Raw genomic sequence first — 15400 nt, 5'->3', positions numbered from 1 at the left:
GGATGAAATTTAAAACCCTACATTCTCAAGTTAATATCGCGTTAATTATTTTAGCGATAACTCTATTAACTCAGCTTTTTGCTGCAAGAACCAGTTTGTCTGTACTTTCTGATAATCAAAATCTACTTATACGCACCTATGACAATATTAGTATTATATATGAGCTAGAGCGTGATGTTATAGACCTTCAAAGAAACCTCTTAATATATAAAGAAACTGCAAGTGACAGCTCAATTCACAGATTCACAACTGTTGTGCAAAGTATTCAAGAAAAAATAATTATTTTATCAGAAAGCATGGTGAAAGGAGGAGAGTATCAGATTGATAAAGATATGTTTGATCGCATGGTAAAACATATACAAGATTATGAAGAAAATTTCTCTTCGGTTATTCATGCGAGATCTCAACAGCAGCAGTCAATTATCAATATTAATGATGAATTAAATTTTGTATTTGATCAGTTTAATGCAAAAGAAAAAGATTATAAAAATAATGTGGGTATAAGAACGCTATTTATAGATGTTAGGCAGTCTGTTAATTCATACCTGAAGTCATTAGACCCTAAAGATAGTGCGTTATTCTATGAAAAAACAGGCGAATTGATTTCTAAATTAACCTCTGACGATATGAATCCCATAGTCACAGCTCTCAAGGGTATTAAGGCAGACTTTCAACGTTTAATTCAATTAAATAGAGGGTACTTATATTTAGTGAATGTTGTCATGGCGGGGTCTGCTAATGAGTTTTTATTTTTGACGAAAAAAATTCGAGAACAAGCCAATTCTTATCAATCTGACATTGATAGTAAAGCAAAAATATCAAGCGTAAAAATTCAAAAACAACATGCAATAGTCAGTATTATATCAATATTGATTATTTTGGTCATTGCAGTCTATCTATCTAAGCGGCTTTTGTATCCGATAAAAACACTGACATATGTTTTCAATCGTTTGTCCAAGGGAGAAGAGATTGAAGGTATTCCTGATGTCCAGCGTCAAGATGAAATCGGTGATTTAGCCAGAGCTGCTGAGGTCTTTCATAATAATAATAATTTGACGAAAGATTTATTGGTGCAATCACAGGATATGATTGCAAATCAAGAAGTCCTCAATATTCAATTAGAACAAGAAAAAGAGCGCGCAGAGTCAGCGACTAAGTCTAAAAGTATGTTTTTAGCGAATATGAGTCATGAGATTCGTACTCCTATGAACGGTATTGTTGGGCTAGTTGATTTAATGAAAAAAACCGATTTGAAATTGCAACAAAAAGATTATCTTGATCGTATTGCGTATTCTGGTCAGATTATGATGAATGTTATTAATGATATTTTAGACTTCTCTAAGATAGAAGCAGGGAAAATGGAAATTGAGCACATTGAATTTGATATTAATAATATCATTGAAAATATAATTTCATCCATGCAGGTAAGAGTAAAAGAAAAGAACTTAATCTTTAAAGTATGGGTGAGTGGAAAAGTGCCGAAAAAATTAGAAGGCGACCCTCTTAGGATTAGTCAAATACTGTTAAATCTCTGTAGTAATTCAATTAAATTTACAGATTTAGGTGGTCTGCACGTTCGCTTTGATTATGAAGATAATAAATTACTGTTCAGTGTTAGTGATACCGGCATAGGTATGAATCAAGATCAGCTCGATACTATCTTTGAATCTTTTACACAAGCAGATGGCTCTATTAGCCGCAAGTACGGAGGTACGGGTCTTGGTTTAACCATTGTTGATCAGCTAATAAGGTTGATGAATGGTAAAATTGACGTGCATTCTAAAGTCAATGAAGGCACACAAATACATGTCTCAATAACTTGCCCAATATCAGGAAATGAAACAGCACTATTACCGCTTGAATGTGAAAATATTTGTTATATCCCTAAATATGAAGTGGAAGAGTGGCTTCTAAATTTTAATGAAAAACAAACTCATAAATTAAAAATAATTTCAGATGAAAAAATTAAGAATGTAATATGTGAAGACGATATACACCAATACATTTTATTTGAAGGATTAAATGCGCTGAATGAAACATGCATTACTTCTGCTTTATATCACCATAAAATTCTTGGCTGTATTTTGGAATCTAATGAAAATAGCCAACAGAGTATATTAAAGGCGTTTTCTGGTATTAAAATTTTGGAGCACCCATTTTCTCCAAGACAGTTTCAGCAGTTCTTAGAAACGATTTTAGATAATCAAACCAAGCAAGAACAAGAGGTAAGTAAAGAAGATGAGCAAGATAAGCTATCAGGTCACATACTATTAGTAGAAGATAATCAGATTAATCAGTTGGTAGCTGGAGATATGCTAGAAACATTGGGCTTAACCTTTGATATAGCCGAGAATGGGGAAGAAGCCATTGAAAAAGTCGCTGTTAATAATTATGACCTCGTTTTAATGGATGTTCAAATGCCGAAAATGGACGGTTATACCGCCACTCAAAAGCTTAGAGAGCTTGGTTATGATGACTTGGTGATCTGCGGGTTATCAGCTAATGCATTAAAAGAAGACCTCAAAAATGCGAAGGAAAGTGGCATGACGGATTACCTAACAAAGCCTTTAATCATTGATAACCTGTATAAAACCCTTAGCCTTTATTTATCGTAAAGCTTCATAAGCATCTAACCTAAAATCCTCTTTTAGGGCGAAATTTCTTATTTAGTATTGTTTTTGTGCAAACTGAAATTGTATTTTTCCTTGTTTTGGTGCCTCGTCGCACGAATATAAGGCATCGAAATTTGCATTGTTTTTATTTGCACCATACCTGTGCTAGAGAAGGTGAAAACGAACTCATATCACACAAAAATCCCACTAAAAATAAGCCTTTTATAAAAAACACTTTAATTTATAAGGGTTTTTAATTATTGGTCTACTTGTTGCAAAACCCTTATCAGACAGGAACGTGTCCCCGCGGTCCGCTATATAAAAATGTAAATACAATCCTCTAGGAGAAAGACAATATGTCCTATTTAATGCCTTCCGAGTTCGTCACAAAGATGGTGGACGCCGGTGAAGCGAAAGTGTTCATGTCGACACGTGATACTGTTATTCGTGGTTTTATGGCTGGTGCTATTTTGGCTCTGGCTGCTGTTTTTGCAATAACCATTGCAGTTAAAACCGGATCTTTCCTACTTGGTGCAATTTTGTTCCCAGTTGGTTTCTGTATGCTTTATCTAATGGGGTTTGACTTGTTAACCGGTGTGTTTGTGTTAACGCCTTTAGCCTTATTAGATAAACGTCCAGGCGTTACTGTTAAAGGAATATTAAGAAACTGGGGGCTGGTTTTTGTTGGTAACTTTGCCGGTGCATTAACTGTGGCCTTTATGATCTCATTTATACTCACTTATGGTTATAACATTGATGCAGGTGCCATTGGTGCTAAAATCGCAAGCATTGGTGAATCACGTACATTGGGTTATGCCGAACACGGAACTGCAGGTTGGTTTACCATTTTCATTCGCGGCATGCTGTGTAACTGGATGGTATCTTTAGGTGTAGTAGGTGCAATGATTTCTACGAACGTAAGCGGTAAAGTAATTGCTATGTGGATGCCAATCTTCTTGTTCTTCTTCATGGGCTTTGAGCACTCTGTTGTAAACATGTTCCTATTCCCATTCGGTATCATCATGGGTGGTGACTTCTCTGTAGCGGATTACTTCATCTGGAATGAAATCCCAACAGCACTTGGTAATCTAGTTGGTGGTTTAGCCTTCACTGGTCTAACTCTTTATACCACTCACGTTCGTACGGGTGCTAAGCGTCCGCTACCTGAGTCTGCTGAAAAACCAGCTACTGCTTAATTAAAAACACTAAGCCGCCTTCATTGAAGGCGGTTTTTCTTTTGGCCACATGAAAGGTGATCGAAATGACTCGTGATGAAGTAACCGAATTAATCGTATTACAGAAACAGAAAAAACAATTAACTTGGCCACAGTTGGCAGATGCCATCGGCCATAGTAAAGAATGGTCCACTGCTGCCTTACTAGGTCAAATGACATTAACCGAGCAACAAGCAAAAACCGTAGGGGAAATGCTAGATCTACCAGAAGAAGCGGTGGCTCAATTACAGGTAGTTCCTTATAAAGGGTCTTTGCCTACTTCCGTACCGACGGATCCTTTAATCTATCGTTTTTATGAGTTGATTAATGTTTATGGTACGACTTTCAAAGCGCTGATTCATGAAGAATTTGGTGACGGTATCATGAGTGCCATTGATTTTAATATGGACTTGCAGCGTGAAGAGGACCCAAAAGGGGATCGTGTTTCCATCACCATGAGTGGTAAATTCCTTCCGTATAAAACATACTAATTTTTCTATCCATTATTAATGCCAGTTGAAGCTGGCATTTCTTTAGGTATGCCATGGCAAAGCAATTATCCATTCAAGTTGGTCAATATTCAGATAAAGGCGTTAAGCCTATGAATCAGGACTTCCATGGTGTGCAGATACCTGACGATAATTTGCTAATGACAAAAGGCATTGCTGTCGCATTAGCGGATGGCATCAGTAGTTCGCAAGTGAGCCAAGATGCCGCTCAAGCATCTGTGTTAGCAATACTTGAAGATTATTACTGTACATCTCAGGCGTGGTCGGTGAAAACCAGCGTTAATAAAGTCCTTCATGCCACTAATTCTTGGTTATACAGCCAAACTCGTCAAAGCCAGTATCGAGAAGACTTTAATAAAGGCTTTGTCTGTACACTCAGCGCCATTATTTTAAAGTCTACTACTGCCCATTTGTTTCATGTGGGTGATTGTCGAATCTATCGCTTACGTGACAATAATTTAGAGTGCCTTACCGAAGATCATCGCGTTCGATTATCTGAGCATGAAAATTATTTAAGTCGTGCGATGGGCATGCAATCTTATTTGGATTTAGATTATCAATCCCAAGCCTTAGAACAAGGTGATGTATTTTTATTAATGACTGATGGTGTGTATGAATTTCTAAGTCAGGCATATATTAAAGAATCGTTAGCGAGTACTTTTGAAAACCATAATGCATTAGCCAAATCATTTGTTGATCAAGCATTAGAAAATGGCAGTGATGATAATGTATCCATTCAAATTATTAGCGTTGATCAATTACCGCAACAAAGTGAGCAAGAGCTATACGAGCAATTGACAGAGCTACCCTTTGCACCTGCTTTAGATAAAGGAAGCATAATTGACCAATGGAAAATTATACGTCCGTTATACATTAGCAGTCGCAGCCACGTTCACTTAGCTTGCCATGTGGATGATGAACACACAAAAGTAGTGATTAAAACCCCATCGGTTGAACAGCAAGACGATACCGCATATTTAGATCGATTTTTAATGGAAGATTGGATCGCTCAGCGCCTTGATAACCCTCATGTTTTAAAGTCCCCAAATCAAGATAAAAAAAGCTATATCTATAGCGTGATGGAATTCATCGACGGCCAAACCCTTACACAGTGGATGAAAGACAACCCCAAGCCAGACATTGAAACGGTCAGGGGCATAGTTGAACAAATTGCTAAAGGCCTGCAGGCATTCCATCGCTTAGAAATGTTGCATCAAGATTTACGCCCTGAAAACATATTAATCGATACCCATGGGCAAGTTAAGATAATCGATTTTGGCGCAGCTAAGGTTGCGGGTATTTCAGAAATCGACACTCCTTTGATGCGTTTCGAAAGTTTGGGCACGGCCCAATATATGGCCCCAGAATACTTTCTAGGTGAATCAGGCACATCGGCATCAGATATCTTCTCTCTAGGGGTAATTACCTATCAAATGCTAAGGGGGAGTTTACCCTATGGAGCAGAAGTGGCCCGCTGTACTTCACGAGCAGCCCAGTTAAAACTGAATTATCAAAGTGTATTAGACGATAAGCGATCCATACCTATATGGGTGGATAGCGTGCTGAAAAAAGCCTTGAATGTTCAACCTCATATGCGTTATCAGGAATTATCCGAATTTATTTACGATTTACGTCATCCTAGTGAAAAAATGATCACTCAGTCAAAAGGTCCTCTGCTTGAGCGAAATCCAGTGGCTTTCTGGCAGGGGACATCTGCTGTACTTCTTGGTTTAGCTCTGTATTTAGCTTACCAGTTGTACTTGTAACCCCTTCTTTATTTCCTACTTCTCATAAATATCACACCCGCTTGGAGCCATGGGGCGGTGCTGGTATAGTGAGCGCACTTTTTTATGAATGAATTGAGAGCTGAAAACGGTGGATTTAGCCGTTTTTCTCATGGTTAAGGATTCTCCCATGGATATTAAACAAGCCTTAAATGCAGTGGTGTCAGGCCAGAATTTAAACGAAGAGCAAATGACTTCCGTGATGAAAACCATCATGACCGGTGAAGCCTCAGATGCGCAAATTGGTGGTTTTTTGGTGGCCCTTCGCATGAAAGGGGAAACCATTGATGAAATTACAGGTGCTGCCCGTGTCATGCGTGAGCTGGCCACACCGGTGAACATTAAGGCGGATAACTTAGTGGATACCTGTGGTACAGGTGGTGATGGGGCCAACATCTTTAACGTATCCACGGCTGCGGCATTTGTGGTGGCCGCCGCCGGTGGTAAGGTTGCCAAGCATGGTAATCGCAGTGTGTCTTCTACTACGGGCAGTGCTGACGTATTAGAGGCAGCCGGTGTGAATCTAAACCTAGACGCCGTTCAAGTGGGTCGAGCCATTGAAGAAATTGGCGTAGGCTTTATGTTTGCCCCTGCTCATCATGGTGCCATGAAACATGCTATTGGCCCTCGTAAAGAATTAGCCATGCGTACCATCTTTAATATGCTTGGGCCCATTACCAACCCCGCCAGTGTACCGAATCAGGTACTGGGTGTATTTAATGGGGACTTATGTAAGCCTTTGGCTGAGGTGTTAGGCCGCTTAGGTTCTCAACATGTGTTAGTGGTGCACGCTCAAGATGGCCTAGATGAAATTAGTCTTGCCTCTGAAACCCGTGTAGCCGAATTAAAAGACGGGAACGTCACTGAGTACACCATAAAACCAGAAGACTTTGGTATTAAAAGCCAAAGCCTAATTGGCTTAAGCGTGGAAAGCGCCGAACAAAGTTTAGCTTTAATTAAAGATGCCCTTGGTAAGCGTGAAACTGAAAACGGCGTTAAAGCCGCTGACCTAATCGCCTTGAATGCCGGTGCTGCTATTTATGCGGCTAACTTGTCATCGAGCTTGGTTGAAGGTGTATCCATGGCGGAAGATGCTATTTCAACCGGCTTAGCATTAGAAAAATTAAATGAATTGGCGGCATTTTCTCGCGTCTTTTTAGAAGCCTAACGGCGCTTATCGGAATTGTGTAGTGATGAACAATACCCCAACAATTTTAAAAAAAATCATTGATCGAAAATGGCAAGAGGTGAAAGAACGCTCGGCCAATATTTCCATTAATGAACTGGCCTCACAGGCTAAACACGCTGATGCACCCCGTGGTTTTAAAAAGGCTTTAGAAAGCAAAATAGCCGCTGGTGATCCAGCGGTCATCGCTGAAATTAAAAAAGCCTCACCTAGTAAAGGGGTGTTACGCGAACATTTTGTTCCGGCTGAAATTGCAAAATCATACGAAGCAGCAGGAGCGGCCTGTTTGTCAGTACTGACAGATGCTGACTTCTTTTTAGGTAGTGAAGACTATTTAAAACAAGCCCGTGAAGCTTGTAACCTACCGGTTATTCGTAAAGACTTTATAGTAGACCCTTATCAAGTGGTCGAAGCGCGCGCCATTGAAGCGGATTGTGTATTGTTAATTGTGTCAGCCCTTTCGGATAATCAAATGAAAGAGCTTAACCACTGCGCGTTAGAGTTAGGTATGGATGTATTAGTTGAGGTACACGACGAAGCAGAATTCGAACGTGCTATGGATTTACCGCCAAATATTCTAGGTATCAACAACCGTAATTTGCATACCTTTGATTTAACATTAGATACCACATTTAACCTAATACCTAAGGTGCCAGAAGACACATTACTCGTAACAGAAAGCGGTATTTTTGGCTCAGATGATGTGAAAGTTATGCGCGATAAAAATGTGCATAGCTTTTTAGTGGGCGAGACGTTTATGCGTGCTGATGACCCCGGTGCGCAATTAAAGGCGTTGTTTTATTCTTAGTTGAATCGTATTGTTCAGGCACAAAAAAGGTGAGCATAGCTCACCTTTTTTGTTACTTTTATTTGTATTCCTGCTTACAAACCGCGCCATAGTTCAATTTCAAATACACCATGATTACCGGACGTTTCACAAGCCACGTACAGGTTATCCAGTTCGTAATCATCTATGCCTAATAAATAACAGCGGCGATCATCACCTTCGGTTGTGGCTTCTAAATAATTATTAGTGATGGTAAATGTTTCAGTATTAGTAGGCTCTACTCCATCTTCAAGGTCACCCCAATTTGTCGGGTAATCACAACTGTAAGTATTACCACTGGCATTTTCATAGGTTTCAAATGTGATTTGGTTGTTTTGGTTATTAATCGTGCTTCCAATGCGCACTTCCTTACATTCCCCTTCGGTGGCGCTACCTGGAGTCAAATCAAACACGCCAAAAAAGCCAGAGGTTTTGAGTAACGTTGCGTTGGTGGTGTTTTCGACATTGCGAAGGATATTTGTAACCGCCGTAGAACCACTAAGATTTGCTAACCAGCTACCTTTCACAAAACCTTTGTAGTTAAACTGATGAGTGGTGTCATCAAAATCAGTTGTAAATTGTAATGCTTCTCCGTCATTAATAAATGACCAAGTAATATTCCCCGATTCATCGCTACTTGAGTAACTCCCTGTATTATTTTCAGTATCAAAATTAAACGTGGTTGTGCCACTATCACCAGCCACTAACTCCGTGTATTGGCTATGCAAGGCATTGTTATTGAACGCTAATGGTGCCCGTTGTAAGCGAATGATTTCACTGCCAAGGCCAGAACCTTGAAACTCACAGCTAGCAAAAATTTCATGACTATTGGCAGAAAGGGTTAGGCAAGTATCACTGATGTCGTCGTTTTCGAGAATTAGCTGAGTACCGTTTGTGCTAAAGGTTTGCTCAATGTCCACAGGTGTGGAGCAAAATGCTTTTAACGTTTCTATCGAGGCGCCGTACATTTGTCCGGGACATCCTTCATATTCAGTTAGAGCAATATCAAGCCCAGTAAAAATATAGGTGGCGCTCATGTCTCCGTTGCCACCACTGCGCATGCCCCAACGACCCTCATATTCCGCAAGGGCTTCTAAGTCTTCTAACGTTTGTAAAAAGTGTGCGACTGCATTTTCTTCACTGATAACCACAGAAGTTTGTTTAACAGTGCCATTTGTTTTAAATAACTCTAATTTATCATTAAGGGCGCTGGCGAAAGCAGAACTACTTAGAGTTAAATCCAAATCACTTAAGGCGTCTTTTGCAGGTAAGAATTCTGCGTCTGCTTCTCGTGGGATAGGCAGGTCAATACCGTTGTCTGTATTTTGATCAAAATCAAGTGTTTGCAGCAGTACCAGTTGATTTTTAATGGCCTGTGCTGAGGCGGTATCGCCAGCGAGTAGTGTTGCCATTTCATCCTTGGTTAAACTCCCTTCACCTAGTAACGTTGCAGGTGTGACCACCGGGTTGTCGCTATCCACGGTGGCACTGCCCAGTACTAAACCAAGAATTGAGAACTCGGTACTGCTGTCAGGGGTATAAAAAAAGCGGCCATTGCCTTGAGTCCATTCATAGTCATCATGGGGGGAATAACTCAGCCCAGTGACACTGCTATCGATGAAATACCCGTAATATTCAGTGCTGGTTTCGTCCTCATCATCATCGCCTCCAATATCAATGCAGCCGGTTAAAAAAACCAATGACGATAGAAAGATAAATAAGGGGTTTCTCATGATAAAGTCCAGTCTTGTCGATTATGTGAACAATTTATGTGTATGTAATGAAAAAAGCAAACATCTACTATTCAGAAATAGGTTTACAAATATTTAGTCTAATAAGTACACAGCTTTAAACGTAATTTGAATATTTGATGGTGCTATCTAGATCGTGTTTTTGGTTATCTTTGCTTAATTTATTCTATTATAATGTTGCCAAATTTTGATATTAGAGTTTTGAATTATGCCTAAAGCCAGTGAAATCAAGCGTAATACCGCCGTTGAGTACGATGGCAGTGCTTATATTGTTCGTGATATTGAGCGTTCTGTGCCGCAAGGCCGTGCCGGTGGCAGTTTGTACCGTATGCGTATGTACGATGTGGTGACTAATCGTAAGGTAGATGAAACCTTTAAAGACTCTGACATGTTAAGCCTTGCGGATTTAATCCGTCGACCTTCTACTTTTTCTTACGCTGATGGCGATGAATACGTTTTCATGGACAGTGAAGATTACTCATCTTATAGCTTAAACAAAGAAGCCATCGAAAATGAGCTTCCGTTTATCTCTGAAGATATCCAAGGGCTAATGGTGTTAATTTTAAACGACATGCCTGTGGCGTTAGACTTGCCATCAACCGTTGAATTAGTGATTGCCGAAACGGACCCGTCTCTAAAAGGAGGTTCTGCAACGGCGCGTACCAAGCCTGCTACATTATCCACAGGTTTAGTCGTACAAGTACCGGAACATATTTCCTCAGGTGAACGCATTAAAATTAACGTTGAAGAACGTAAATTCATGGGTCGCGCAGAAGCCAAATAATACTGAAAAAGTATTAGCCTAATGAAAAGGCACACCCGAAAAGGTGTGCCTTTTTTGTTATATATCGGTACATTGCTCAGCAAGAATAAAATGAAAAAAGGAATGCATGTGAAGCTTATAATCATTGGTTTGAGCGCAGTTTTATTGTCCGCCTGTTCAAGTTTTCAAAAGCAAGAAAACGAACCCACTGCAGTTGTGTTAGAAAGTGCTTGTGAAGGCTCTACCGCATTGCCTGCACAGTTAACTGAATCGTTTATGGCCATTGAAGATGACGGGTTATTACAAAGCGCGTTAGGAGAACCTAATAAAGGTAAGTTATGCCAAGGTCAGGTTTATCAAAGTAAAGCCAATGCACAAGTCACGGTTTATCGTGCATGGAACAGCACAAACCCTAATAGCCAATTTGGCCAATGGTGGGCATTTAATGTCCCTAGCGGCAAGATAGCTCAGTACCGTTCGGATTTTGAAATCTGTTACCAATGGTCGCCACTGGATAAAATGGTCACATGTGATTTAAAAGCGGGCACAAAGGTTGTGGTGGGCAATGGTCAAAGTGCTCAGTGTTCCGATTATTTAACGTACCCAGTCTCCAGTGCTCAGCAGGTTTATATGCTTGATGCTAAAAACGCCATGGAAAACTGCAAAGAGTTTGACGGTGTCATGAGCTGGCAGGCAATTAAATAGAAAGGCTTTAATATGAAATTAATATCTATTTTAATGATGGTATTGCTTGGCAGTGTTGTTCAAGCAAAACCTGATGTTCTTTTACAGTCCACCACGTCTTGGGATGGTGGTGCGATTGAATACCCACAAGGGCAGGCAGAGATTACAACGGTGAAATTACGTTTTGAAGCGAACGATGAAGTCCCATTTCATTGCCACCCAGTCCCCACATTTGGTTACGTGGTGGAAGGCACATTAAAAGTAGAAACCAAAGAGGGTAAAACCACGATCTTGAAAAAGGGCGACCCTGCGGTTGAAGTAATGCGCACCGTTCATAAAGGCACCCCTATTGATGGACCGGTTGAGATTATTGTATTTTATGCAGGAGCCGAGGGGGTCCCTAATACGGTTTTCCCTGATAAAGACCCAGAGCATCAACACTGCAACCCATAAAACAAGAGGCACAAGCCTCTTTTTTATTAAGCTTCGCTTGATCGGTAATCCCCCGGTGTGATCCCAGTCCACTTTTTAAACGCCCGATGAAATGTACTTGGTTCGGTGAAGCCCACCTTTAAAGCAATTTCATTAATGCTGAATGTATGATCACTTAAATAACAAATGGCCAGGTCTCGGCGCACTTGATCTTTAATAGCTTGGAATGACGTATTTTCTGTTTTTAATCGACGACGTAGTGTTGTGGCACTCATATTTAACTGGGTTGCTACGTTTTCTAAATCCGGTAAATCTTTTCCTTGGTGCTTTTCTAAAATTCGACGAATTTGTGCATTAATACTGGCGGTGTTATTGGGTTTTACTAAAAACACATATGGAGCTTCTTCCATCAGTTCTGGTAAGTCACTGCGATGCCTGATTATGGGTAAATCTAAGTGTTGTTGATCAATGTGGATTTGAGTTCTTGCTTGGTTGAAGCGGTTTTCCCCATAAAAGAAAAACGGATACTCATCTGCATGGCTGGGCCTATCATAAGCAAATTCAGAGCAGCGAATAGGAATGCGCTTGCCTGTTAGCCAGCAGCATATTCGATGCCATAACACTAATTGCAGCTCGGTCAGATATTGGTTTTTATTTAGGCATGGGTAATGTTGATTGACGGCGAGCACGCCGCCCATTGGAGTGGGTTCAAAGTTGATATGAATGGCTTGATCAAATAAACGATACAAGCGAGTACCCATTTGTAATGCTTCTTGAAGCGTTGAGCAGGGGACAATTAATTGAAGTAAGGTTTCAAAACTACCCGGTGGAGAGGGTTTATGGCCCAGTCCCAAAAACTCATCTTGTAGCTCATTCACTAACGTGCGCAGTAAATTGGCCATTTTGTCTGGATACACTCTGGCTTTTGGTGCGTGCAGCACTTCTTTTCCTATGCCTGCTTTTTGTAACAGAAACTCAATATCCCGCCCTTGGGCGCTTGCCCCCGCAAGGGCGGCTCTTACATAGTGACTGGCGATAGTGGACGTTTTCATACAATAAGTGAACCTGTATTCATTATCGATCAATAGTACTATAGCCATATGGTTTTGTGTATTTCTCTTCAAATAATATGACTCAACTGTCACTTAACTAACACCAATACGAAATATTAGTGTCAATGAAAAGTCATAATTGACCATTAATCTTACCTGCAACTATTAGGGGAGAGATTCATGAAACCAGCAGTACTACCAATTATGCTTGCATCCACTTTAACCGTATTGACCGGTTGCGGCAGCGATAGTGATGACAACAAACAAACTAAAACCTTTTCGGCTCTTAATCTTGAAGTAGTCGGCACGTATGTATCAGGTAATGAATTCGATACTTCATCCGCTGAAATCGTATCGTATGATCAAACGACAGACCGCTTGTACGTGGTCAATGCTGAAGATAAAACCATCGATATTTTACGCTTTGATAATTCAGGTATTCCACTAAAAGACGGAACCATTAACCTTCAGGCGGCAGCAACTCATGCAGGTATTAGCATAGGTGCGGCTAATTCAGTGGTAGCTAAAGATGCGTTAGTGGCAGTCGCCATTGAAAACGATAATAAACAAGGTAATGGCATCATCGCGTTATACGACAGCAATGACTTGTCATTGATCAATACCTTTACGGCAGGTGCTCTGCCAGACATGGTTACCATGACGGACGACGCTAATTTCATTGTTGTTGCAAATGAAGGGGAGCCAAGTGGCGATTACACAGTAGACCCAGAAGGGTCTGTGACTCTTGTGAATATCTCTTCAGGCACATCAAATAGCAATGCAGTGGTCACGCAAATTGACTTTAAAGCGTTTAATCAAGGACAGAGCCGCCATTCAGAGCTAAATAATGTTCGTCTGCCATCACCTTTTGGTGCATCAGTGGCACAAGATTTAGAGCCTGAATACATTACGATCACCACTGAAAACAAAGCGGTCGTGGCGCTTCAAGAAAACAACGCATTTGCCATTATTGATATAGCCACTGCAAGCGTTGAATCCATTAAAGGATTAGGTGAGAAAAGCTGGGCACCGGTTGCTGATGGTGGCCAAGGTTATGAGCTTGATTTAACCAATAAAGATGAAACCTTAACCTACGCCAGCTATCCGCAATTGGCTGGTTATTACATGCCTGACAGCTTAGCTTCATTCGAAGTGGATGGCGCGACTTACATCATTAGTGCAAATGAAGGTGATGGTCGTGAGTATGTTTACGAGACGACGCAATCTGTATGTGAAAGTGCTAATCATACTTGGGATGGAGATGACTTTGCCTCCACAGACCCAGAATACACCACAGAAGAAGACGACTGTATTTCTTACACTGACGAAGCCCGTGGTAAAAACTTAAACGTCGATCCAGCTCACCCTCTCATGAATGAGTCGGTTTATGGTGAAGACGGTACCATTGCCAATAAAAATGCCATTGGTCGTGTAAAAGTCATTGCAGATGATATGGATATTGCAGCCAATGAGACGGTTCATATTTTTGGGGCACGTTCGTTTTCAATTTGGAATATGAACGCAGAGCAAGTTTTTGATTCAGGTGATGAGCTTTCTAAAATTGCTAATACCACCAGCCACTTTAACGTGAGCAATGACAATCAAGATAATGATGATCGCTCAGATGATAAAGGTGTTGAACCAGAAGCCATTGAGGTGGCCAGTATTTTAGATAAAAAAGTCGCATTTATTGGTCTTGAACGTCAAGGGGGAATAGCCGCATACGATGTGACGAATCCGGCTGAATCAAAATTATTAACCTACATTAATAATCGTGATTTCACCGCTGATATTTGCACAGCGGTTGATGGCACTGATTGTGACAATGATGAATATAACCCTGCTGCAGGTGATTTAGGCCCTGAATCTATTGAGTATTACACGCGCAATGAGAAACACTACATTGCAGTTGGTAATGAAGTATCAGGTACGACCACTGTTTACGAAATTCAGTTTGAAGAAGAAACCGCTAACAATAAATAATAATAATAAGACTCTGAGCTGCCCGCATCGTTTGATGCGGGCTTTTTTTTGCCTAAGATTTTGGCTGGGATTGTAAGTGACGCGTAAGAATTTTATCCAGTTGAGCTGCAAACTGCTGTCGATCCGCCTGATTCATAGGAGCCGGCCCGCCAGTATGCTCACCACTTGAGCGCATGGTATCCATAAAATCACGCATACTTAGCAGGCTTTTAATATTTTCTTTACTGAAAACCTCTCCTCTTGAGCTCAGTGCCAACCCGCCTTTGTCTATAATGTCCGAGGCTAATGGAATATCTGAAGTGATCACGAGGTCACCCACTTGGCAACGCTCAACAATTTCATTGTCCGCCACATCGAACCCTTGGCTCACTTGCGAAAAATGAATGTAAGGGCTTTTAAGAACAGACATATTATGATTAGCCAATAACGTTGTATGGATTTTTGTTCGATTGGCAGCTTTGAATAAGATTTCTTTAATCACCACTGGGCAGGCATCGGCATCGACCCAAATTTTCATCATATTGAGTGGTCTCAAATAAATAGTGTAATTGGGCGTACTTTAGCATAATAAGCTGGTTAAAAATGTCACACGCCAGTATATCGC

Annotated in this window: 13 protein-coding genes; 10 read left to right on the top strand and 3 right to left on the bottom strand. The window is 40.6% G+C overall.

Annotation, left to right across the window (positions count from 1 at the left end; genetic code table 11):
* The first annotated feature begins 2 nt into the window (after positions 1-2).
* From ABWV45_RS04220 to trpC, 6 genes are all read left to right on the top strand, one after another.
* Positions 3-2615: a hybrid sensor histidine kinase/response regulator gene (locus ABWV45_RS04220; RefSeq protein ID WP_353349006.1), complete on the top strand. Its 2613-nt coding sequence runs from the start codon at positions 3-5 to the stop codon at positions 2613-2615.
* A 353-nt stretch (positions 2616-2968) separates the two neighbouring features.
* Positions 2969-3808: a formate/nitrite transporter family protein gene (locus ABWV45_RS04215; protein WP_353349004.1), complete on the top strand. Its 840-nt coding sequence runs from the start codon at positions 2969-2971 to the stop codon at positions 3806-3808.
* A gap of 65 nt (positions 3809-3873) precedes the next feature.
* Positions 3874-4317, top strand: coding sequence for a cyanase (cynS, locus tag ABWV45_RS04210; RefSeq protein WP_502914658.1), 444 nt, complete (start codon positions 3874-3876; stop codon positions 4315-4317).
* Between the two features lie 53 nt (positions 4318-4370).
* Positions 4371-6101, top strand: a complete 1731-nt coding sequence (locus ABWV45_RS04205; protein WP_353349002.1) for a bifunctional protein-serine/threonine kinase/phosphatase — start codon at positions 4371-4373, stop codon at positions 6099-6101.
* Positions 6102-6249: 148 nt separating this feature from the next.
* The gene (gene trpD / locus ABWV45_RS04200; protein WP_353349000.1) at positions 6250-7287 is read left to right on the top strand and encodes an anthranilate phosphoribosyltransferase; all 1038 of its coding nucleotides are present in this window, start codon (positions 6250-6252) and stop codon (positions 7285-7287) included.
* Positions 7288-7312: 25 nt separating this feature from the next.
* Positions 7313-8113 carry an indole-3-glycerol phosphate synthase TrpC gene (trpC, locus tag ABWV45_RS04195; protein WP_353349409.1) on the top strand — a complete coding sequence of 267 codons (801 nt, stop codon included), beginning with the start codon at positions 7313-7315 and terminating at the stop codon, positions 8111-8113.
* 74 nt (positions 8114-8187) lie between these two features.
* Here the strand turns inward: trpC and ABWV45_RS04190 are convergent, their stop codons facing one another.
* Complete coding sequence (locus ABWV45_RS04190; RefSeq protein ID WP_353348998.1) at positions 8188-9864, bottom strand: hypothetical protein; 1677 nt, start codon at positions 9862-9864, stop codon at positions 8188-8190.
* A 226-nt stretch (positions 9865-10090) separates the two neighbouring features.
* On the opposite strand from ABWV45_RS04190, the gene efpL reads away from it, so the two are divergent.
* From efpL to ABWV45_RS04175, 3 genes are all read left to right on the top strand, one after another.
* The gene (gene efpL, locus ABWV45_RS04185; protein WP_353348996.1) at positions 10091-10666 is read left to right on the top strand and encodes an elongation factor P-like protein EfpL; all 576 of its coding nucleotides are present in this window, start codon (positions 10091-10093) and stop codon (positions 10664-10666) included.
* 108 nt (positions 10667-10774) lie between these two features.
* Positions 10775-11350 carry a hypothetical protein gene (locus tag ABWV45_RS04180; RefSeq protein WP_353348994.1) on the top strand — a complete coding sequence of 192 codons (576 nt, stop codon included), beginning with the start codon at positions 10775-10777 and terminating at the stop codon, positions 11348-11350.
* Positions 11351-11362: 12 nt separating this feature from the next.
* On the top strand, positions 11363-11782 hold the full coding sequence (locus ABWV45_RS04175; RefSeq protein ID WP_353348992.1) for a cupin domain-containing protein: 420 nt from the start codon (positions 11363-11365) through the stop codon (positions 11780-11782).
* Positions 11783-11808: 26 nt separating this feature from the next.
* Here the strand turns inward: ABWV45_RS04175 and ABWV45_RS04170 are convergent, their stop codons facing one another.
* Positions 11809-12813: an AraC family transcriptional regulator gene (locus tag ABWV45_RS04170; protein ID WP_353348990.1), complete on the bottom strand. Its 1005-nt coding sequence runs from the start codon at positions 12811-12813 to the stop codon at positions 11809-11811.
* A 180-nt stretch (positions 12814-12993) separates the two neighbouring features.
* Between ABWV45_RS04170 and ABWV45_RS04165 the strand changes: the two genes are divergently transcribed.
* Positions 12994-14796: a choice-of-anchor I family protein gene (locus ABWV45_RS04165; protein WP_353348988.1), complete on the top strand. Its 1803-nt coding sequence runs from the start codon at positions 12994-12996 to the stop codon at positions 14794-14796.
* A 52-nt stretch (positions 14797-14848) separates the two neighbouring features.
* Here the strand turns inward: ABWV45_RS04165 and ABWV45_RS04160 are convergent, their stop codons facing one another.
* On the bottom strand, positions 14849-15313 hold the full coding sequence (locus ABWV45_RS04160; RefSeq protein ID WP_353349407.1) for a YaiI/YqxD family protein: 465 nt from the start codon (positions 15311-15313) through the stop codon (positions 14849-14851).
* Positions 15314-15400: the final 87 nt, after the last annotated feature.

It is taken from the genome of Oceaniserpentilla sp. 4NH20-0058 (assembly GCF_040371755.1).
Lineage (GTDB): Bacteria > Pseudomonadota > Gammaproteobacteria > Pseudomonadales > Oceanobacteraceae > Bermanella.
The sequence above is the reverse complement of the archived record's forward strand: the minus strand, read 5'-3'. Positions and strand labels throughout refer to the sequence as shown.

Excerpts from the sequence above, each read along its gene's own strand:
- trpC (WP_353349409.1), top strand. The coding sequence starts at position 7,313 with ATGAACAATACCCCAACAATTTTAAAAAAAATCATTGATCGAAAATGG.
- ABWV45_RS04205 (WP_353349002.1), top strand. The coding sequence starts at position 4,371 with ATGGCAAAGCAATTATCCATTCAAGTTGGTCAATATTCAGATAAAGGC.
- ABWV45_RS04215 (WP_353349004.1), top strand. The coding sequence starts at position 2,969 with ATGTCCTATTTAATGCCTTCCGAGTTCGTCACAAAGATGGTGGACGCC.
- efpL (WP_353348996.1), top strand. The coding sequence starts at position 10,091 with ATGCCTAAAGCCAGTGAAATCAAGCGTAATACCGCCGTTGAGTACGAT.
- ABWV45_RS04175 (WP_353348992.1), top strand. The coding sequence starts at position 11,363 with ATGAAATTAATATCTATTTTAATGATGGTATTGCTTGGCAGTGTTGTT.
- ABWV45_RS04160 (WP_353349407.1), bottom strand. The coding sequence starts at position 15,313 with ATGAAAATTTGGGTCGATGCCGATGCCTGCCCAGTGGTGATTAAAGAA.
- ABWV45_RS04220 (WP_353349006.1), top strand. The coding sequence starts at position 3 with ATGAAATTTAAAACCCTACATTCTCAAGTTAATATCGCGTTAATTATT.
- cynS (WP_502914658.1), top strand. The coding sequence starts at position 3,874 with ATGACTCGTGATGAAGTAACCGAATTAATCGTATTACAGAAACAGAAA.
- ABWV45_RS04170 (WP_353348990.1), bottom strand. The coding sequence starts at position 12,813 with ATGAAAACGTCCACTATCGCCAGTCACTATGTAAGAGCCGCCCTTGCG.
- trpD (WP_353349000.1), top strand. The coding sequence starts at position 6,250 with ATGGATATTAAACAAGCCTTAAATGCAGTGGTGTCAGGCCAGAATTTA.
- ABWV45_RS04165 (WP_353348988.1), top strand. The coding sequence starts at position 12,994 with ATGAAACCAGCAGTACTACCAATTATGCTTGCATCCACTTTAACCGTA.
- ABWV45_RS04190 (WP_353348998.1), bottom strand. The coding sequence starts at position 9,864 with ATGAGAAACCCCTTATTTATCTTTCTATCGTCATTGGTTTTTTTAACC.